The sequence below is a fragment of the Sphingomonas sp. ID0503 genome (assembly GCF_048565625.1).
Lineage (GTDB): Bacteria > Pseudomonadota > Alphaproteobacteria > Sphingomonadales > Sphingomonadaceae > JBLZUR01.
In genome coordinates, this window is sequence record NZ_JBLZUR010000002.1 from 2442599 (window position 1) to 2461882 (window position 19284).

Genomic DNA, 19284 nt, shown 5'->3' on the forward strand with positions numbered 1-19284 from the left:
CCTACGCATCAAACATGGTGCCCACGCAGCGGACGAATAGACGCCGGCGCTCAACTACTTCAAATCTCGACCTGGCTGCCCAGTTCGACCACGCGGTTGGTCGGCAGCTTAAAGAACTCCATCGCGCTTTCGGCGTTGCGGAGCATCCAGGCGAAGAGCTTTTCGCGCCAGATCGCCATGCCCGGCCGCGACGAGGCGATGAGGGTTTGGCGGGCGAGGAAGAAGCTGGTGTCCATCATGCGGAACTGCGGGCCGCATTCGGTGACGGTGGCGAGCGCGCCGGGGACGTTGGTTTCCTGCATGAAGCCGTAGCGCAGGACGACGCGGAAAAAACCCTGGCCGAGATCCTCGAAGCGCATCCGCTTCTCCGGCCCGACATAGGGCATGTCCTCGATCTTCACGGTCAGCAGGATCACCCGCTCGTGCAGCACCTTGTTGTGCTTCAAATTGTGGAGGAGCGCGTGGGGGATGCCGTTTTCCGACGTGGTCATGAAGACGGCGGTGCCGGGCACGCGGGTGGCGGAGTTCACCGCAGACTTGATGAAGACGGGAACGGGGATCGCCGATTCCTGCAGGCGGTCGATCATCAGCTTCCGCCCCTTTGCCCAGGTGGTGAGCGCGGTGAAGGCGATGAGGCCGATGAGGAGCGGGAACCAGCCGCCGTCCGGCACCTTCGTGAGGTTCGACGCGAAATAGAGGCCGTCGATGACGAGGAATAGGCCGAGCGCGCCCGCCGCCACCGCCTTCGGCCAGTTCCACACGCGAAACACCAGCACGCCCAGCATGCAGGTGGTGATGAACATCGTGCCGGTCACCGCGATGCCATAGGCGGCGGCGAGGTTGGACGATTCCCGGAAGGTCAGGATCAGCAGCATGACCATGATCATCAGCGCCCAGTTGACGGCGGGAACGTAGATCTGGCCGAGCGAGGAGGCGCTGGTATGCTCGATCCTGAGGCGCGGGATGAAGCCGAGCTGCACCGCCTGCTGACAGACCGAGAAGGCGCCGGTGATCACCGCCTGGCTGGCGATGATGGTGGCGAGCGTGGCGAGGACGACGAGGGGGAGGCGCAGCTCCTCCGCCGCCAGAAGGAAGAACGGATTCTCGACAGCGCTCGGCGTGTCGAGGATCAGCGCGGCTTGCCCCGCATAGTTGAGGAGCAGCGCGGGGAAGATCAGCCAGACCCAGGCGGCCTGGATCGGACGGCGGCCGAAATGGCCCATATCGGCATAGAGCGCCTCCGCGCCGGTCAGCGCCAGCACGACGGAACCGAGAGCGAGGAAGGCGAGCGTGGTATCCGCCTGAAAGAAGCGGAAGGCCCAGACGGGGTTGACGGCCTGAAGGATGTCCGGCCGCTGGATGATGCTGAGGACGCCGAGGACGGCGAGGGTCAGAAAGTAGACCAGCATGATCGGGCCGAAGAAGCGGCCGAGCATGTCGGTGCCATGCGCCTGAATCATGAACAGGCCGATGAGGATGCCGGCGGCGATGGGGAGCACGAAGGGCTCGAACCCGCTTTGGACCACGACGAGGCCCTCGACGGCGGACATCACCGAGATCGCCGGGGTAATCATGCAATCGCCGAAGAACAGGGCGGTCGCCAGCACGCCGAGCAGGACGAGGCCGCGCGACCAGCGACCGCTGCCGCCGGTCCGCCGCTGGATGAGGGCGAGGAGTGCGAGGCTACCCCCCTCCCCCTTGTTGTCGGCGCGGAGGATGACGAAGATGTACTTGAGGCTGACGATGATCACCAGCGACCAGAAGATCAGGCTGAGCACGCCGAAGATGTGGAGTGCGTCGGGCGGCAGCTTGTGATGGCCGATGAACGTCTCCTTCATCGCATAGAGCGGGCTGGTGCCGATATCGCCATAGACGACGCCGACCGCGCCGAGCGCGAGCGCGGGCAGTCCCTTCGGCCCGTGGCCGTGCGCTTCGTGGATGAGGTCCGGCGCGGTGCCGGACGCATCGCCCAGAGATCCCTTTGACGCTTCGGCCGCCGATGTCACGCTGGGTATGGCTCCACGCGCTGCCGCCCCTGGCCGCGCGTCGCGCGCCCTAGCACTGGCCCGAAAGCCGTGCAATGCGGCAACCCAACAGCATGAGCGCGGTTGTGAACGTCAAGAGACAGGAGACGATCCATGCGCATCGGCGTGCCGAAGGAAATCAAGAACCACGAATACCGGGTCGGCCTGACCCCGCCCTCCGTCGCGGAACTGACCGCGCAGGGGCACGAGGTGATCGTCGAGACGCGGGCCGGGTCCGGCATCGATTTCGACGACGAGGATTACACGAAGGTCGGCGCGCGGATCGCCGGCACGGCGGCGGAGGTGTTCAAGGCCGCCGACATGATCGTGAAGGTGAAGGAGCCGCAGCCGGCCGAGATCGCGATGCTGGAGGCACGGCATTTGCTGTTCACCTACCTCCACCTCGCCGCCGACAAGCCGCAGGCGGAGGGGCTGATGAAGTCGGGCGCGACGTGCATCGCCTATGAGACGGTAACGTCGAACAACCGGGGCCTGCCGCTGTTGAAGCCAATGTCCGAGGTGGCGGGGCGCATGTCGGTGCAGGTCGGCGCGCATTACCTGGAGAAGGAACAGGGCGGGCGCGGCATCTTGCTGGGCGGCGTGCCGGGGGTGGCGCCGGCGAAGGTTGCGATTCTCGGCGGCGGCGTGTCGGGCGTGAACGCGGCGCAGATGGCGGTGGGCATGCGGGCGGATGTCACCATCTACGACATCAACAACGACCGGCTGGCCGAGCTGGACATGTTCTTTTCCAGCCAGATCAAGACCGCCTATGCCAGCAAGGCGGCGATCGCTGCGGCGGTGAAGAACGCGCATCTGGTGATCGGCGCGGTGCTGGTGCCGGGTGCCGCCGCGCCGAAGCTGGTGACGCGCGAGATGGTCAGGACGATGAAGCGCGGATCGGTGCTGGTCGATATCGCGATCGACCAGGGCGGATGCTTCGAGACGAGCCATGCGACCACCCATGAGGACCCGGTGTTCGAGGTGGACGGGGTGATCCACTATTGTGTCGCGAACATGCCGGGGGCGGTGGCGCGGACCTCCGCCTTTGCGCTGAACAATGCGACGCTGCCGTTCGTGGTGAAGCTGGCCGGGCTGGGCGCGGAAGCGGCGATGGCGGCGGACCCGCATCTGGCGAACGGGCTGAACGTCTCGGGTGGGCGGATCCGGCACAAGGCGGTGGCGGAGGCGCTCGACCTACCCTTCAACTGACCGGCCGTTCGCGCTGAGCTTGTCGAAGCGCCGGTGAGACCGTCGGCGCTGGCGCTTCGACAGGCTCAGCGCGAACGGCACCGGGGTTATTTGCGCGCAGTCATCGCTTCGCGGAGCTTGGCGGTGACGAAGAGGCGCATTTCGATTTCGCCGCGCCACGGAGCGTCGGCGGGCGCGCTCGCGAGGAGGCGTTTCCATACGGCTTCCGCGGCGTCGATCTGGCCGGAGCGGAGGAGCGCCTCGCCAAGGAACAGGCGGGGGGCCGGGTTGGCGGGATCGAGGGCGGCGGCGCGATCGAAGGCGAGTTGCGCGGCGGGGGTGACCAGGCCCTCGGCATGGGCGGTGAGTGCGTTGCCGAGGCCGGTCCAGAGGGCGACGCTCTTCGGGTTCTCGCGCAGGCCGCTCCTGATCGCGGTGACCGCGCTCTGGGTGGCGCCCTGGCGGATCAGGGCGTCGGCGAAGGTCAGCCACTGGCCCTCCAGCCCCACGGCGGTGAACCAGCGGAACCGCTCCTTTTCGAAGAAGCTGTCCGGGCGCTGGGCGGTGCTGGCGGTGTCGGGCTTGCCGGGCAAGCCGGGGCGACCCTGCCAGGCATAGCCGGCGAGGCCGATGGCGAGCGCGGCGGCGAGGAGCGTCAGCGCGCCGCGATCCAGCCGGGCGAAGCGCCAGGTGAGCGCGAGGAGCGCGGCTGCAAGGGCGATGGCGATGAGGAGGCCGGTCAACGCCGCCTCCGGAACCGGCCGCGCGCCAGGACGAGGCCGACGAGGATGAAGAGGATGGGTGCGGCCCAGAGCGGCCAGGTCAGCGGCTCGACCGGTGGGCGGAAGGTGACCCACGCGCCGTAGCGATCGACCAGCCACTGGCGGATCGCGTCGGGCTTCTCCCCAGCGGCGATGCGGCTGCGGACGAGCGCGCGCATGTCGCCGGCGAGTTCGGCATCCGAATCGGCGATCGACTGGCCCTGGCAGACGAGGCAGCGGAGCGAGGCCATGAGGTCCTTGGCTGCTGACTCTTGGGAGGGGTCCGGGAGCTGGCGGTTGGCCCAGTGGGCGGGTGGGAGTGTGGAGTCCGCGTGGGCGGGGGTCGTGGCGAGGAGGAGGGCCAAACATCCTCCCCAAGCTCGGTTGGGGAGGGGGACCATCCGAAGGATGGTGGAGGGGCGGTGCGCAGCACCGGCTGCGCCGGCCCCTCCACCACCGCCTGCGGCGGCGGTCCCCCTCCCCACGCTGCGCGTAGGGAGGATGAAAGATGTCCTCACTTCGCGGCCTCGATCTGGCGGAGGAGTTCGGGGATGTGTTCCTCGCGGATGTCGCCGATGTGCTGGTGGCGGATGATACCCTGCGCGTCGATGACGAAGCTTTCGGGGACGCCGGAGGAGCCGAGCGCCATCTGGACGCTGCTCGTCGCGTCGCCGCCGATGCGGGCGTAGGGATCGCCGAAGCGCTGGAGGAAGGCGGCGACGTCCTCCGGCTTGTCGCGGATGGCGATGGCGTCGATCTCCACGCCGGCCTGCTTCAGGGCGAGGAGCTGGGGAGACTCGGCGGCGCAGGGGACGCACCAGCTGGCGAAGATGTTGAGGAGGCGCGGGCGACCGGTCAGGTCGGCGCGCGAGAGGCCGGGCTTGCCGGGGGTTGCGGGCGGGAGGACGAAGGCGGGAAGCGGCTGGCCGACCAGCTTGGAGGTGATCGCGTGATCCTCCGGCACCGACAGGCGGAAGATTGCGAAGCCGATAAAGGCGATGAACACCACAAGGGGCGCCCAGAGGATCAGCCGCTTCATGCCCAATGCACCCTTTCCCGCGCGGCGCGCTCACGGGTGACGCGCCCGATGAGGGACAGCACGCCGCCGATCGCGATCAGCGCGCCGCCGGCCCAGATGAGGGTGACGAACGGCTTCCACCAGAGGCGCACCTGCCAGCGACCATCCTCCCCCTGCCGGCCGAGGACCACGTAGAGCTGGCCATCGAGGCGGGTGGCGATGGCGGCCTCATTGGTCTCGGTGGGCGGGCGGCTGAAGCTGCGCGCCTGAGGGGCGAGCGCGAAGGGAGCCCCCTCCCCGCGTCTGGCGGTGAAATGGCCTTCGATGGCGGTCCAATTGGGGCCGGCGACCGGCTCCACCCCGTTCAGGGTCATGTGGTAGGGACCGACGGCGAGCGGCTCTCCGAAGCGGGCGGCGGTGAGGGTTTCACGGGTGAACGCGCTTTCGCTGGCCATGCCCGCGACGCTGACCGCAACGCCGACATGGGCGACGACCATGCCCCAGGTGAAGAGCGGCGTGCGGCGCAGGTTGCGGCCCCAGAGCGGGGCGAGGCTGGCGACGCCGACCCCTGCGGCAAGGGCGAGACCGAGGACCGGCATGATCGACGCGCCGGTGCAGAGGACAATGAAAGCGACACATGCAAGCGTGATCGCAGCCGGGATCGCGAGGCGGCGGGCGAGCGGCTTCAGGTGGTCGCGACGCCAGCGGAGTAGCGGGCCTGCTGCCATGATCGCGATCAATACCAATGCGATAGGCCCGGCGGCGGCGTTGAAATAGGGCGGGCCGACCGACAGCTTCTCACCCGTCACCGCCTCAGCCAGCAGCGGGTAGAGCGTGCCGATCAGGACGATGCCGAGGATAGTGGTGAGGAGAAGGTTGTTGGCGACGAGCGCCCCTTCGCGGCTGAGCGGATCGAAGCGCGCCCCTTCCCGCACCCGGCCGATGCGCAGCGCGAAGAGAGCGAGCGCGCCGCCGATGTAGAGGGCGAGCAGGCCGAGGATGAAGCTGCCCCGGCTGGGATCGACGGCGAAGGCGTGGACGCTGGTCAGGATGCCCGAGCGGACGAGGAAGGTGCCGACCATGCTCATCGAGAAGGCGACGACCGCGAGCATCACCGTCCAGGCGCGCAGCCCGTCGCGGGTGGCGACGACGGTCACCGAATGGAGCAAAGCGGTGGCGGCGAGCCAGGGCATCAGCGAGGCGTTCTCGACTGGATCCCAGAACCACCAGCCGCCCCAGCCAAGCTCGTAATAGGCCCAGTAGCTGCCCGCCGTGATGCCGAGGGTGAGGAAGACCCACGCGCCCAAGACCCAGGGCCGCATGGCGCGGGCGAAGGCGGGTCCGACCTCCCCGGTCATCAGCGCGCCGAGCGCGAAGGAATAGGCGATCGAGAGACCGACATAGCCGAAATAGAGCGTCGGCGGGTGGAAGGCGAGGCCGGGGTCTTGCAAGAGCGGGTTGAGGCCGGAGCCCTCCGCCGGCGCGGGATCGAGCCGCGCGAAGGGGTTCGAGGCGATGAGGAGGAAGGCGTAGAAGCCGAGCGCGATCCCCGCCTGCGCGGCAAGGGTGGTGAGGCGGGTGGCTTGCGTCAGCTGCCGTTCGAAGAGCGCGACGCCCGCGCCGCAGAGGGCGAGGACGGTGACCCAGAGGAGCATCGACCCCTCATGGTTCCCCCATGCGCCCGCGAACTTGTAGAGCCAGGGCTTAGCGACATGACTGTTGTCGGCGACGAGCTTCACCGAGAGGTCGGTGTCGAGGAAGACGGCGATCAGGCAGGCGAAGGCGGCGGCGACGCAGAGCGCCTGGAGGACGGCGACGGGGCGGACGAGGGTGGCGAGCGGGTTGGCGGCGCCCTCCCTATCCCCATCCGGCCGTTCGGGCTGAGCTTGTCGAAGCCCCAGTGATGCCGGCGGTGCTGGCCCTTCGACAGGCTCAGGGCGAACGGCGTTGGGGACAGGCGGAGAGGCGTAGGCGCGTGCCCCCGCGATCCCCGCCCATAATTGCAGCGCCGCGAGCGCCGCCGCCAGCCAGAGCGCCGCGAGGCCTGCTTCGGCGATCACTTTTCGAGCGTCTCGGTCTTGTGTTTATCGCCTTCCAGCTGCGGCGGCATGTAGCGTTCGTCGTGCTTGGCAAGAATGGTGGTGGCGTCGAACACGCTGTCGGGGGCGAACTTGCCCTCTGCGACGACGCCGGAGTTCTCCTTGAAGAGGTCCGGCGTGATGCCGGTGTAGCGGACGTCGGTGCGGTATGCGCCGTCCAGCACCGTGAAGGTGATCGAGACGCCGTCCGCCGCCCGCTTGATCGACTTGTCGGCGACCATGCCGCCCAGGCGGATCGCCTTGCCGACGGGAACGCCATCGCGCGCGACATCGGCGGGGGAGTAGAAATAGGCGGCCTGATCCTTCAGCGCGGACATGGCGAGGAGGACCGCCGCGACCACCGCAGCGAGGCCGAGCAGGATCAGAACGAGACGCTGGTTCTTGGCCGTCATCGGTCGCGCCGGAGCGCCTCCGCCCGGCGTTCCGCGTGGCGCATGGCGGTGAAGCTGGCGAAGGTCAGCGCGGTGAGCGCGGAGATGGCGATCGCATAGGCGGCGAGGACGAAGGGCCAGTGCGTCATGGCTCGCCCATCCGGCGCAGCCGCGCCTCGACGCGGGCCTCGGCGAGGAGCGCGCGCATCCGCATCAGCACGATCGCGGCGAAGAGCAGGGTGAAGCCGAGCGTTGCGACCGGCAGCGGCCAGAGGATTTCGGCCGAGATCGAGGAGCCGGTGAGCGTGATGCTCTGCCCCTGATGGAGCGTGCGCCACCAGAGCACCGAATAGTGGATGACGGGGATGTTGACCGCGCCGATCAGGCCGAAGAGCGCGGTGACGGTGCCGCCCCCCTGCCCGCGTCGCGCGTCCGCATCCGAGAGCGCGATATAGGCGACGTAGAGGAAGAAGAGGACGAGCATCGAGGTCAGCCGCCCATCCCATTCCCACCATGTACCCCAGGTCGGGCGGCCCCAGATCGAGCCCGTTGCAAGGCAGATCGCAGCGAACACCGCGCCGGGAAGCGCCAGGGCGCGAGCGGCGACCCCGGCGAGGGGGTGGCGCCAGACGAGCTGCATCAGGCTGGCCGCCGCGATACCCATCCAGCCGGCCATGCCGAGCCATGCGGCGGGGACGTGGACGTACATGATGCGCACCGTCTCCCCCTGGAGGTAGTCGGGCGGGGTCAGCAGCAGGCCGGAGGCGAGCGCCACGACGCTCAGGATCGCCCCGGACCAGCCGAGCCAGGGGGTCAGCGGGCGGGCGATCGACAGGAAACGGTGCGGATTGGCGAAGATGTGCATAGGCGCGCACCGGAGCCATAGAGGAGGACGGCGCGGCGGGAAAGCGGGGTGGTGGTGCATTTGCCCGCGTCGTCATCCTGACGGAGGTCAGGATCCATCTGCGCTTCGTTCAAGCTGCTGCTGCCGCGCCAAATGGATGCTGAATCAAGTTCAGCATGACGGGAGAGAGCTTACCTCTGCCCTTTCGTACGAATTTGGCGTGCGCCGCGCGAGAAGGGGACCCGCGGGCTGTTGACCGTAGTTGGGGAGAGGCGTGTCCAGATAGGGGGAAGGGGCGGTTTGAACCGGAACGAGGACGCCTGCCTTTAGCGAGTTGGGCTCAACGCGGGACACGGGAATTGCGCCGCCCCGGTCCCTCCCCTAACGCCAGGCCCATGTCCGCGCGTGGCCCCGAGAACATCCCGTTGGGGATCGCGCTGCGCTGTGCGGCGGCGGGCTTCTTTTCGATCCAGTCGAGCCTGTTGAAGCTCGCCAGCGCGGACGGGGTGGTGGCGCCGGAAATGCTGCTCTACCGCGCGCTGTTTGGCCTGCCGGTGGTGCTCGTCTGGGTGATGTTCGGGCCGGGCTTCGGCGCGCTCCGGATGAACCGGCCGTCAGTCCATATCGGGCGGTCGGCGCTGGGCATCGCGTCGATCCTCTGCACGTTTCAGTCGATCGTCATGTTGCCGCTGGCCGACGCGATCACGATTGGGTTCACCGCGCCGATCTTCGCCACCCTGCTGTCGGCGATCATCCTGAAGGAGGCGGTGGGACCGCATCGGCGCTGGGCGGTGGCGCTGGGCTTCGTGGGGGTGATCGTCATCATGCGGCCGGGTGGATCGGGGCATGAGGTGCCGATCGCGGGCGTGCTGATCGCGCTGATCGCGGCGTTCGGGACGGCGGCGGTGACGATCACGCTGCGCACGGTCGGCGGGCGGGAGACGACGGCGTCGCTGGTGTTCTGGTTCTTCACGTTCTCGACGCTGGTCGGATTGGCGCTGCTGCCGTTCTTCGGATCGGCGCACCGGCCGTGGACCTATGCGGTGCTGGTGATGGCGGGGCTGGCCGGGGGGACGATGCAGCTGACCATGACCGAATCGCTGCGCCATGCGCCGGTGTCGGTGGTGTCGCCGTTCGATTACCTGCAGATCGTCGGCGCGACGATCCTCGGCTGGCTGCTGTTCACGCAGAGCCCGACGGTGAACACGGCGGCGGGCGCGCTGCTGATCGGCGGCAGCGGCCTGTATACGGCCTGGCGGGAGCACCGGCTGCGGCGGGTGCCGCCCGTGCCGCCCGCCCAAGCGGCGGGGTAATTCTGAGTTCGACCCGTTCGTGCTGAGCGAAGTCGAAGCACGGGAACCGCGCGAATCGATTGTTGCCCGTCCTTCGACTTCGCTCAGGACGAACGGAGGTAAACTATGCGCGCCCGATCAGTTCGCGGGCCAGCCGGTCGGCGACCACCGCCGCCGGCTCGCCGCTGGCGGAGCTTTCGTCCCAGACCTGGTAGAGGCGGCTGGGGATCTGGGCGACACGCGCCTCGACCTCGGCCGCGCTGCCTTGCCCCGCATATTCGAGGACGACGTTGATGATGCCGCCGGCGTTGATGACGTAATCGGGCGCGTAGAGGATGCCGCGATCGTGGAGGCGCTGGCCGTCCTCCGGCGTCGCAAGCTGGTTGTTGGCGGCACCCGCGACGATCGGCGCGCGGATGGTGGGGATGCTCGCCTCGTTCAGGACCGCGCCCAATGCGCAGGGACTGAACACGTCGGCATCGGCGGAGAGGATCTGATCGACGGGCAGCACCTCGGCCCCCAAAGCGGCGGCCAGCGTCTCCGCGCGATGCTGATCGACATCGGCGATGGTGATGCGCGCGCCTTCACCCGCGAGGTGACGGGCGAGGCCGCCGCCGACGCTGCCGACGCCCTGGATGGCGACGTGGATGCCCTCCAGCCGATCGGTGCCGAGCGCGCGGTTCACCGCCGCCTTGACGCCGAGGAAGACGCCGAGGGCGGTGGACGGGCCGGGATCGCCGCCCGCCTGACCCTCGGCCGGGGGCAGGCCGGAGACGAAGCGGGTGCCCTTCGAAAGCGCGACCATGTCGTCCGCCGAGACACCGACATCCTGCGCGGTGATGTAGCGGCCGCCCAGGCTGTCCACGGCACGGGCGAAGGCGGCGAGGAGTTCGGGGGTCTTGGTGTGGTTTGCATCCGCCAGGATGACGCCCTTGGCGCCGCCCGCCGGCAGGCCGGCCATCGCGTTCTTGTAGCTCATCCCTCGCGACAGGCGCAGCGCGTCGGTGATCGCGGCATCCCGGTCGGCATAGTGCCAGAAGCGGACGCCGCCGGAGCCGGGGCCGAGATGGGTAGAGTGGACGGCGATGATCGCGGTCAGGCCCGCGGCGGGATCGCGAAAGAGGTGGACGCCCTCATGATCGTCGAAATCGGGATAATCCCAGGGCGTCATCGCCGGACCTCTACGCTACAATAAGGGAGAAGATGGGGCGATCGACGGGGATTGAACCCGCAACCTCCGGTACCACAAACCGGCGCTCTAACCAATTGAGCTACGATCGCCATAGCTGCTACGCGGCAGCGCCCGCGCTCTTACGGGCGAGCGCCGCCGCGCGCAAGGAGGAAGGCTGGCTCCCATGAACGCGACGATCCACAAGTTCGGCTGGCCGGGGACGCTGATCGCCGAATATACGCATTGGATGGTGCTGCTGCGGCCGCAGGCGGTGACTCTCGGGTCGCTAGTGATCGCGGCGAAGTCGCCCGCCACCGCATTCGGCGCGCTGCCGGTCCACGCCTTCACCGAACAGGCGCAGGTGATCGCCGATGTGGAGACGGCGCTGGGCCGGTCGGTGGGGCCGGAGAAGATGAACTACCTGATGCTGATGATGGTGGACCCGCATGTCCATTTCCACGCCTTCCCGCGCTATGACGGGGTGCGCACGCATGGCGAGCTGGAGATCGCCGATGCGGGCTGGCCGAAGACGCCGGACCTTGGCAGCGCGGTGATGCTGAGCGAGGCACAGGTGGCGGATCAGGTGGCGTGGCTGAAGGCGGCCTGGCCGGGGTAGGACCTGCCCCGGACACCATCGCGGGAACTGCGGCGAGCGATTCCAGCCTTGGCTGGGATGACGTGAGCGGGAGCGGCTAGAGGATGAAGTCCGCCGCCGTCAGTTTGAGCGCCGGATCCACGACGATGGTGAAATCCGCCTTCCGGTCGCCGTTCACGTCGCCGTAGACCAGCGTGTCGGCACCGGCGATCTCGTAGCGGATCTGGCCTGCCCTGCCGGAGAATGCGGCGGTGCCGAGGAAGGTGAAGGCGTCGTCCTTCGCGGTCTTCGCATTGGCATCGACGAGGCTGAGGTCGATCCTGTCCTGACCCCTTTGGAAGTCGGTGATGAGGTCCGCCGCCGCCTTGGCCGTGCCACCGAAATGACCATCGTCGAAGCCGAAGCGGTCCTTGCCCGCGCCGCCGGTCACCACGTCGCGGCCTACCCCGCCTGTGATCACATCGTTGCCGCCATTGCCGTAGATGCGGTCGTTGCCGGCACCACCGTCCAGCCTGTTGGCGGTATGGTTGCCAGTAAGGGTGTTGGCGCCCGCATTGCCCGTGCCGTCGATCGCCCTGGTGCCATCGAGGACAAGGTTTTCGACATTCGCGGAGAGGGTGTAGCTGCTGCTGGCCGCACGGACGGTGTCGGTCCCCTGACCGGCCAGTTCGACGATCAGGTCCCTGGCGCTGTTGACGTGATAGGTGTCGTTGCCGCCGCCCCCCGCCATCCGGTCGGTCCCCGCCCCGCCGTTCAGCGTATCCGCACCCGTGCCGCCGGTCAGCGTGTCGTTGCCATCGTTACCGGCGATCAGCACGGATGACGTGCCGGTATAGGTGATCGCATGGGGCGCGATGCCGATGCCGGTGATCTCCGCCAGTTTGCCGGCGAGCTTGGCCGAGCCGGAGAGGCGGATGGTGTCGCCGTCGACCACGTCCAGCTTCACGTTCTCGCCGGCGGTGAAGTCCACGAATGCGGTGACGGTCCCCTTCAGCCCGCCGCCGGTGATCGCGAACGCCTTGGTCGGTAGAGTTGGAGCTGCGACCGCATAGCCGCCTGCCGTGTAGCTGGTGACGGCCGACAGCCCATTGGAAATCCGCAGGTCGCCCCGCCCCTCACCCACCGAGTAGAAGGCGTCCTTGTCCTTGTCGGCATAAGCGACGCCGACGAGCTGGGGGCCGGTCAGCCGCTTGCCGAAGTCCTGCGTCACGACAAGCGGGCCGACGACGGTGCTGGCGTTGTTCTCGTTGAGGATGGACAGGCCGATCTCGTTGAACTTGCCGTTCATGATGTTGTTGCGATGGCCGGCGGGGCTTTGCATCCCGTCGGGGCCGTAGCCCCAATCCACCATGAAGCCGGCATGGGCATGGAGCACCGATTCGGAGAAGGCGTAGATGTTCTCGCCGAGCGACCACCAGCCCTTGTAACCGGCGGCATTGGCGCGATCGGCGAGGCTTTTCTCGCCGGGAAGCTGGTGCGACTGCGCATTGGCGTCGCTCGGATTCTTCCTGGAATAGTCGACCATCGCCTGCGAGTGGCCGGTCGCGGCTTTCGACAGGGCGGCGTTCCAGGCGAGCGGCTGTACGACCGCAAGCTTCGAATAGGCGGCCTTCAGTGCCGCGCCCGAGACGCCGAAATAGCTGAGCGCACTGGCGATGTCGTGATCCCTGGACCCGAGACTTGTATAGGAGGCAATGTAGCGATCCGCATTCCGCATCGGATCGATCCGCGTCTCGTTAACGAGTTCGAGCAGGTACTGCTCAGCCGCCGAGGGGCCCGACATCTATTCGCGCGCGCCCGCGCCGATGGACGGAAAGTTCATCGTGGCACCCCTCGTTTTTACCCGCTTTACTTAACGGTGTCTCTATCGGCTGTCATAGGTTAACGTCGGGTAGAAAGAGGTCAGGCTGCCTGCTGCACGGCGTCGCTGCCGTCGTCGAGGAGATCGTCGAGCACCGTACGCAAAGCATCCGATCGGGCGCGGTATTCCGCGGCCCATTGCAGCATCTGCCGGGCAAGCGCGTGATCGGCGATGCCGAGCGCCAAGCGCTCGCAACGCTGCGCCTCGACGCGCAGGACCTCGGCATAATCCACGGGGTGATCCAAGTTCTACTCCGACCGATGGACAGGAACTTGTCCGATCCTGGTCGTTACACTGCCGCAACGTGGTTGAGATCGCGTCACCCCGTACGGTTAATGCAGTACTAAGGTCGATTTAGTTCGCCTTACTCGATCACCTCGCCCCGGCCCACGCCCCAGAGATGCGCGGTTTCGATATAGCCGCCCTTCCCGTCCACCTCGAACCGGCACCAGCCCGCGGTGCATTTCGAGATATGTCCAACGGCGCCCTCTTCCACCTGGAAGGTGACGCGCGATTCGAGGCCGGGCTGCTTGCGGAGCGCCTGCATGCCGCCGCGTACGATGGCTGTGCGATCGTCGGTCAGGAGGTTCGACATGACCCAGCCCTGCGCGCCGTCCGGATCCTCGATCTTGCGCCAGGCGGGAAAGGTCTCGATCACGCGGACCGGCAGGCCGCGACGCTGATAGAGCCAGATCGCGGGATAGTTGCGGCCCGGGCCGGTGCGGGTGCGCGCCTTGCCGGCCGAGATCGACGCCCAATAGGGCGGCTTCTTCAGCTCCGGCGCGGCATGAGCCGGCAAGGCGATCAGGCTTCCCAGAATGAGGAACCGTGCCGCCAAGATGAACCCCATATGTACCCCTGCACCACTGTGATCGGCGGACGGAACGCCAACGCCGCCTCGTGCATTGACCCGCCGGAACAGACACGAGGATTGACCCATGTTCACGCGTTTCACCACTCTGTCCAGCACCGCGCTGATCGCCGGCGCAATCGCATTTGCGGGTCCGGCCTCCGCGCAATCGGCCGGCGAGATCCTGAAGGGCGGCGCGATCGGCGGCGTCGGCGGTGCGGCAGCCGGCGCGATCATCCCGGGCCTTTCGGTCGGTGACGGTGCCCTGATCGGTGCGGCCGGCGGCGCCGTGATCGGCGGCATCAACGGCGCCAAGAACGACAAGAAGCATCGCCGCTATTATCGCGATAGCCGTGGCCGCAGCTATTACGTCAACAAGCGCGGCGAGCGCCGCTATCGTTAAGTAAACGCGTTCAGCGTCTCACGCGAGGGCGCCCGGCACCCTGTTGGTGTCGGGCGTTTTCGTGTTCAGGCGAGGCCCGCCAGCCATCGCCGCGCGAGCGCGCGGCCGGCAGAGACGGCCGGGGGACCGAGCGTCGTGTAGTCGGCGCGCAGACGTTCCGGCGTGGTCCCCGCCTCCGCCGCATAGGCCTCGCCGCCGGCCAGCCAGGCCTCGAACCGCTCGTCCTCGCCCATTTCCGGGTGGCACTGGATGGCGAGGATGTTGGGGCCGATGCTGAACGCCTGGGTGTAATTGGCCGTCCGGGCGAGCACGGTCGCACCCTCCGGCAGATCGAAGGTGTCGCCGTGCCAGTGCAGCACCGGCACGCCGTCGATCCGGGCGAGCGGGGAGCGGTGGCCGGCTTCGGTGATCTCGACAGGTGCGAAGCCGACCTCCTTGACCGGTCCCGGATAGACCCGCGCGCCCGCCGCCGCCGCGACCATCTGCGCGCCGAGGCACACGCCGAGCGTGGGGCGACGCGCGGCCACGCGCTGGGCGAGCTTGGCAACCTCGCAGGGGATCCAAGGATGCGCCTCGGTTTCGTACACACCCATCGGCCCGCCCATCATGACGAGCAGGTCGGGCGCGATCAGGTCGACGGACTGGAAGGCCGGGTCGGCGACATCGATGCGGTCGACAACGTACCCTGCCTCCTCGATGGGGAGGCGGAAACCGGCGACGCCTTCATAGGGTACATGGCGGACGATCAGCGCTGATTTCATCGGCGAATGAAACAGGTTTGCGGTCGCGGGGTCCACGATCAAAATCTGCGTGGGGCTAAAGCGTGGGTCATTGAAGGTGTCATGCCAGCGAAGGCTGGCATCGCTTCGTCTTACGGGCGCGCTTTCTGTCGACCCGATGCCAGCCTCCGCTGGCATGACAGAGAGGGCCACCGTCAGATGAGCGGCTCCGCCTCAATCCCCAGTGGCGATGCGGTCCACCAGTTGCTTCACGGTCGGGACGAAGCCGTTCGAGTAGAACGGGTCCTTCTTGAACCGGTAGGCGGCGTGGCCGGCGAACATCAGGTTCTGGTCGACGTCGCCGCCATGCGCGATGTCCTGCAGCGTCTTCTGGATGCAGAAGCTGCGCGGATCGGCGAGGCGGCCGGTCGAGTTCTTTTCGTTATCCGCCCAGGACGAGAAGCCGCACTGGCTGAGACAGCCCATGCAGTCGGCCTGGTCCTTGCGGATGACATGGGTCGAATCCGGCGTGACGAAGACGAGGGTGTTGTCCGGCGTCTTCAGCGCGTCGGTGAAGCCGCGACCGTACCATTCGCGGGCGCGGAGCAGGTCGTTGCGGGTGACCCAATAGCGCTTGTTTCCGACGCCGACGTCGAGCTGGTACTGATGGTCGCCCGCCGCCTGCGTCGAGAACGGGATCTGCCGTTCCGACCGCGCCTCCAGATCGAGGAGGAAGGGGTTTTTGACCGCCGAGGAGTAGAAGCCGGTCGGCGAGAATTTGTGGAGGAGGATGTCGCCTTCATCCAGCTGCGTCAGCCGGGCCTTCCACGCCTCCGGGATCGGGCTTTCCTGGGTGAGCAGCGGACGCGTGCCGAACTGGAAGGCGATACGCCCAAGTTCGGGATTGTCGATCCAGTCGTTCCATTCGCGCAGGAACCAGACGCCGCCCGCCATGACGATCGGCACGTCGTCGGACACGCCGCCCTCGCGCATCGTCTCGCGCAGTTCCTTGACGCGGGGGTACGGGTCCTGCGGCTGGCGCGGATCCTCGGCATTGGAGAGGCCGTTATGGCCGCCGGCAAGCCAGGGGTCTTCGTAGACCACGCCCGCCAGCCACTCCGCCGCCTTGGAATAGGCGCGCTTCCATAAGGCACGGAAGGCGCGGCCGGAGCTGACGATCGGCAGATAGCTGACGTTATAGGACGCCGCGATCTCGCTGAGCTTGTAGGGCATGCCCGCGCCGCAGGTGACGCCCGCGACCATGCCGCGCGTCCGTTCCAACACGCCGTGCAGCACCGCCTGCGCGCCGCCCATTTCCCACAGCACGTTGATGTTGATGGCGCCCCGGCCGTTCGAGATCTCGAACGCCTTCTTGACCTGCTGCACCGCGCCCTCGATGGCGTAGGCGATCAGCTCCTCATGCCGGTCGCGCCGGGTGAGAGCGTGATAAACCTGCGGAATAATCTTGCCGTCAGGATCGTAACTGTCGGCATTCACCGCCGAGACGGTGCCGATGCCGCCCGCCGCGGCCCAGGCACCGGAACTCGCATGATTGCTGACCGCCACGCCCTTGCCGCCTTCGATCAGCGGCAAGACCTCTCGGCCGCCGTAGACGATCGATTGCAGACCCTTGAACATCACTTCTCCAGTGCGGACTTGACCGCGTGCTACAACTTGGCGCGCCCCTACATCAAACTGACATAGATTGCGTGGGGAAACTTCAAGCGGCGACGCGCGCCAGAAGCCGGTCGATCGCCTCCCCACAGCCGGGTTCATCCAGTGTCGGCGCATGACCCACGCGCGGCAGGGTCAGGCGTTCCATGTCGGGCAAGGCCGAGGCCATGCGATCGGCGGTGGCGGTGCTGATGATGTCGGACAGCGCGCCCCGGACGAGCAAGCCGGGCTTGCCGCCAAGCTTCGGCAGGAGCGTCCACATGTCGAAGCCGGCGGCGCCATTGGGGACACGGAAGGGTTCGGCGATCTTGCTGTCATAATCCGCGACGATACGGCCGGAGGAGGTCAGGCGGCAGAGGCGTTTGGCCATCGCCAGCCAGTCCTCCAGCGCATAATCGGGGAAGGCGTGGCCGTGCAGTTCCGCCTTGACGCGCGCCGCGTGGAGCCAGGTCGGCCAGGACGAGCCGCGCCCGACATAGCCGCGGATGCGGGCGAGCCCCGCCTCCTCGATATGCGGGCCGATGTCGTTGAGGAGGTAGCCCGCGAGGCGATCCCCCTCCGCCGATGCAAGGAGCATGGTGAGGATGCCGCCGAGCGAGGTGCCGAAGGCGACGAAGCGGTCGATCTTCGCATCGGTCAGCAGCGCGTCGAGATCCTGCAAGTAGATCGGCGGAACATAGGTCATCGCGTCGGGCGCATAGGCGCTCTCCCCGCGCCCGCGCAGTTCGACGCAGATCACCCGCCATTCGGGCGAGAGGCGCTCGGCAAGGGCGGCGAAGTCGCGCGCGTTGCGGGTCAGGCCGGGGATGCAGAGGATCGTCGGGCGATCGGCGCGGCCGGGATAGTCGCGGTAATGCAGGCGCAGATTGTCCCGCGACCACCAATAGCCGTCGGTATATGCCGCCAATTCACGCCTCCGCCGCCGGGCCGGCACGCTGCCGGTTGCGGGATCGCACCCGCGCCACCCATATCGACGGATGCCCGACGCCCCGCAAGCCGCCCCCTTCCGCCCCGAGACCGCCATCCTGTCGCTGGGCGACGACTTCTACGATCCGGTGAAGGCGGCCGACTTCCCGCAGACGATCCTGCGGTTCCGGAACCAGCGGGCGGCGGAGACAGTGGGGCTGGGCGACCTCGACGAGGCCGCGTGGCTCCGGCATTTCGGCCGGTTCGAGGCCCTGCCGGGGAGCCTGGAGCAGCCGCTAGCGCTCCGCTACCACGGGCACCAGTTCCGCAACTACAATCCGGATATCGGCGACGGGCGTGGCTTCCTGTTCGCGCAGTTGCGCGATGCGGACGGGCGGCTGCTCGACCTCGGCACCAAGGGTTCGGGGCAGACACCGTACAGCCGCTTCGGCGACGGGCGGCTGACCCTGAAGGGCGGCGTGCGCGAGGTGCTGGCGACCGAGATGCTGGAGGCTCTGGGCGTGAACACGTCCCGAACCTTCTCGCTGATCGAGACCGGCGAGACGCTGGAGCGGAATGACGAGCCCTCCCCCACCCGCTCGGCCGTGCTGGTGCGCCTGAACCACGGGCATATCCGCATCGGGACGTTCCAGCGGCTCGCCTTCTTCCAGCAGGAAGACGAGTTGCGGCGGCTGACCGACTATTGCCTGATCGAGTTGTACGGCGACCAACCGGGCGAGGATGGGCCGGGGCGGCTGCTCGACCATGTCGTCAGCGGCACGGCGCGGCTGGCGGCGAGCTATATGGCCGCGGGCTTCGTCCACGGCGTGCTCAACTCCGACAACATCAACGTGACGGCGGAAAGCTTCGATTACGGACCCTGGCGGTTCGCGAAGACCTGGGACCCGCGCTTCACCGCCGCCTATTTCGACCAGCAGGGGCTCTATGCCTTCGGGCGGCAGGCGGAGGCGATCCTGTGGGACGTGTACCAGCTGGCGGGGACGCTCGCGCTGATCTCGCCCGTCGAGCCCCTGCAGGCGGCGGTGGATGCGTTTCCGGCGCGGTTCGAGGCGGCGATGCGGGCGGCGATCCTCGGTCGGCTGGGCGTGAAGCCGAAGTCGGAGGAGGATGATCTGGCGCTGATGGGCGTGCTGGAAAGTGCGCTGATGAGGGGTGGGGTCGAGATCGACCGCTTCTTCTTCGACTGGGCGGGCGGACGGCGGCGCGGCGCGTCTCCGGCCGACTATTCGGGCGAGGCGTTCGCTGGGTTGGAGCAGGCGCTTGCCGGGTATGAGCCTTCGCACCCACTCGATCACCCTTACTGGGGGGATGCGGTGCCTTGCTCGATGCATATCGAGGAGGTCGAGGCGATCTGGGCGCGGATCGCCGAGGCGGATGACTGGTCAGCGTTCGAGGCCAAGGTGGCCGCGATCCGCCGGATGGGTGAGGCGATGCGCGGTTAACCCCACTTTGACCGTTACGGATGCAGAAGAACGTTTCCAGGCAGC

At 67.7% G+C, this 19284-nt stretch carries 20 protein-coding genes and 1 tRNA gene; 5 read left to right on the top strand and 16 right to left on the bottom strand.

Annotated elements, in window-relative coordinates; translation table 11 throughout:
* Window positions 1–59: 59 nt before the first annotated feature.
* Window positions 60–2006 carry a potassium transporter Kup gene (locus ACM608_RS12960; RefSeq protein ID WP_419683677.1) on the bottom strand — a complete coding sequence of 649 codons (1947 nt, stop codon included), beginning with the start codon at window positions 2004–2006 and terminating at the stop codon, window positions 60–62.
* 132 nt (window positions 2007–2138) lie between these two features.
* On the opposite strand from ACM608_RS12960, the gene ald reads away from it, so the two are divergent.
* Entirely contained in the window at window positions 2139–3233 is a 1095-nt protein-coding gene (gene ald, locus ACM608_RS12965; protein WP_419683679.1) for an alanine dehydrogenase, read from the top strand.
* An 86-nt stretch (window positions 3234–3319) separates the two neighbouring features.
* Here ald and ACM608_RS12970 read toward each other — a convergent pair whose 3' ends face one another.
* The 7 genes from ACM608_RS12970 to ccmC all read right to left on the bottom strand — a co-directional run bounded on the left by ACM608_RS12970 (window position 3320) and on the right by ccmC (window position 8326).
* Window positions 3320–3955, bottom strand: coding sequence for a tetratricopeptide repeat protein (locus ACM608_RS12970; protein WP_419683681.1), 636 nt, complete (start codon window positions 3953–3955; stop codon window positions 3320–3322).
* Window positions 3952–4224, bottom strand: a complete 273-nt coding sequence (locus ACM608_RS12975; RefSeq protein ID WP_419683683.1) for a cytochrome c-type biogenesis protein — start codon at window positions 4222–4224, stop codon at window positions 3952–3954. The genes ACM608_RS12970 and ACM608_RS12975 overlap by 4 nt, the downstream gene beginning before the upstream one ends.
* Window positions 4225–4487: 263 nt before the next feature.
* Window positions 4488–5012 carry a DsbE family thiol:disulfide interchange protein gene (locus tag ACM608_RS12980; protein ID WP_419683685.1) on the bottom strand — a complete coding sequence of 175 codons (525 nt, stop codon included), beginning with the start codon at window positions 5010–5012 and terminating at the stop codon, window positions 4488–4490.
* Window positions 5009–7051, bottom strand: coding sequence for a heme lyase CcmF/NrfE family subunit (locus ACM608_RS12985; protein ID WP_419683687.1), 2043 nt, complete (start codon window positions 7049–7051; stop codon window positions 5009–5011). The genes ACM608_RS12980 and ACM608_RS12985 overlap by 4 nt, the downstream gene beginning before the upstream one ends.
* Window positions 7048–7482: a cytochrome c maturation protein CcmE gene (ccmE, locus tag ACM608_RS12990; protein WP_419683689.1), complete on the bottom strand. Its 435-nt coding sequence runs from the start codon at window positions 7480–7482 to the stop codon at window positions 7048–7050. Before ccmE ends, ACM608_RS12985 begins: the two co-directional genes overlap by 4 nt.
* Window positions 7479–7610 carry a heme exporter protein CcmD gene (gene ccmD / locus ACM608_RS12995; RefSeq protein WP_419683691.1) on the bottom strand — a complete coding sequence of 44 codons (132 nt, stop codon included), beginning with the start codon at window positions 7608–7610 and terminating at the stop codon, window positions 7479–7481. The genes ccmE and ccmD overlap by 4 nt, the downstream gene beginning before the upstream one ends.
* Window positions 7607–8326 carry a heme ABC transporter permease CcmC gene (gene ccmC / locus ACM608_RS13000; protein ID WP_419683693.1) on the bottom strand — a complete coding sequence of 240 codons (720 nt, stop codon included), beginning with the start codon at window positions 8324–8326 and terminating at the stop codon, window positions 7607–7609. The genes ccmD and ccmC overlap by 4 nt, the downstream gene beginning before the upstream one ends.
* A 374-nt stretch (window positions 8327–8700) precedes the next feature.
* Between ccmC and ACM608_RS13005 the strand changes: the two genes are divergently transcribed.
* Entirely contained in the window at window positions 8701–9618 is a 918-nt protein-coding gene (locus ACM608_RS13005; RefSeq protein ID WP_419683695.1) for a DMT family transporter, read from the top strand.
* 103 nt (window positions 9619–9721) lie between these two features.
* Here ACM608_RS13005 and ACM608_RS13010 read toward each other — a convergent pair whose 3' ends face one another.
* Window positions 9722–10768: a Glu/Leu/Phe/Val family dehydrogenase gene (locus ACM608_RS13010; protein ID WP_419683697.1), complete on the bottom strand. Its 1047-nt coding sequence runs from the start codon at window positions 10766–10768 to the stop codon at window positions 9722–9724.
* A gap of 33 nt (window positions 10769–10801) precedes the next feature.
* Window positions 10802–10878 (bottom strand) — tRNA-His (locus ACM608_RS13015).
* 74 nt (window positions 10879–10952) lie between these two features.
* Between ACM608_RS13015 and ACM608_RS13020 the strand changes: the two genes are divergently transcribed.
* Complete coding sequence (locus ACM608_RS13020) at window positions 10953–11384, top strand: HIT family protein (protein ID WP_419683699.1); 432 nt, start codon at window positions 10953–10955, stop codon at window positions 11382–11384.
* Between the two features lie 76 nt (window positions 11385–11460).
* Here ACM608_RS13020 and ACM608_RS13025 read toward each other — a convergent pair whose 3' ends face one another.
* The 3 genes from ACM608_RS13025 to ACM608_RS13035 form a co-directional block, all read right to left on the bottom strand.
* Complete coding sequence (locus ACM608_RS13025) at window positions 11461–13146, bottom strand: M10 family metallopeptidase C-terminal domain-containing protein (protein ID WP_419683701.1); 1686 nt, start codon at window positions 13144–13146, stop codon at window positions 11461–11463.
* Between the two features lie 119 nt (window positions 13147–13265).
* Complete coding sequence (locus ACM608_RS13030; RefSeq protein ID WP_419683703.1) at window positions 13266–13457, bottom strand: hypothetical protein; 192 nt, start codon at window positions 13455–13457, stop codon at window positions 13266–13268.
* Between the two features lie 131 nt (window positions 13458–13588).
* Window positions 13589–14074, bottom strand: coding sequence for an SH3 domain-containing protein (locus ACM608_RS13035; RefSeq protein WP_419683705.1), 486 nt, complete (start codon window positions 14072–14074; stop codon window positions 13589–13591).
* A gap of 88 nt (window positions 14075–14162) precedes the next feature.
* Between ACM608_RS13035 and ACM608_RS13040 the strand changes: the two genes are divergently transcribed.
* Window positions 14163–14477, top strand: coding sequence for a hypothetical protein (locus ACM608_RS13040; RefSeq protein WP_419683707.1), 315 nt, complete (start codon window positions 14163–14165; stop codon window positions 14475–14477).
* Between the two features lie 65 nt (window positions 14478–14542).
* Here the strand turns inward: ACM608_RS13040 and ACM608_RS13045 are convergent, their stop codons facing one another.
* The 3 genes from ACM608_RS13045 to ACM608_RS13055 form a co-directional block, all read right to left on the bottom strand.
* Window positions 14543–15238 (bottom strand): glutamine amidotransferase, encoded by a 696-nt coding sequence (locus tag ACM608_RS13045; protein ID WP_419683709.1) that lies wholly within the window; start codon window positions 15236–15238, stop codon window positions 14543–14545.
* A gap of 192 nt (window positions 15239–15430) precedes the next feature.
* On the bottom strand, window positions 15431–16834 hold the full coding sequence (locus ACM608_RS13050) for an NAD(P)H-dependent flavin oxidoreductase (protein ID WP_419683711.1): 1404 nt from the start codon (window positions 16832–16834) through the stop codon (window positions 15431–15433).
* An 82-nt stretch (window positions 16835–16916) separates the two neighbouring features.
* The gene (locus ACM608_RS13055; protein ID WP_419683713.1) at window positions 16917–17777 is read right to left on the bottom strand and encodes an alpha/beta fold hydrolase; all 861 of its coding nucleotides are present in this window, start codon (window positions 17775–17777) and stop codon (window positions 16917–16919) included.
* A gap of 70 nt (window positions 17778–17847) precedes the next feature.
* Here ACM608_RS13055 and ACM608_RS13060 point away from each other — a divergent pair, with 70 nt between their 5' ends.
* The gene (locus ACM608_RS13060) at window positions 17848–19239 is read left to right on the top strand and encodes a protein adenylyltransferase SelO family protein (RefSeq protein WP_419683715.1); all 1392 of its coding nucleotides are present in this window, start codon (window positions 17848–17850) and stop codon (window positions 19237–19239) included.
* The last annotated feature ends 45 nt before the right edge of the window (window positions 19240–19284 follow it).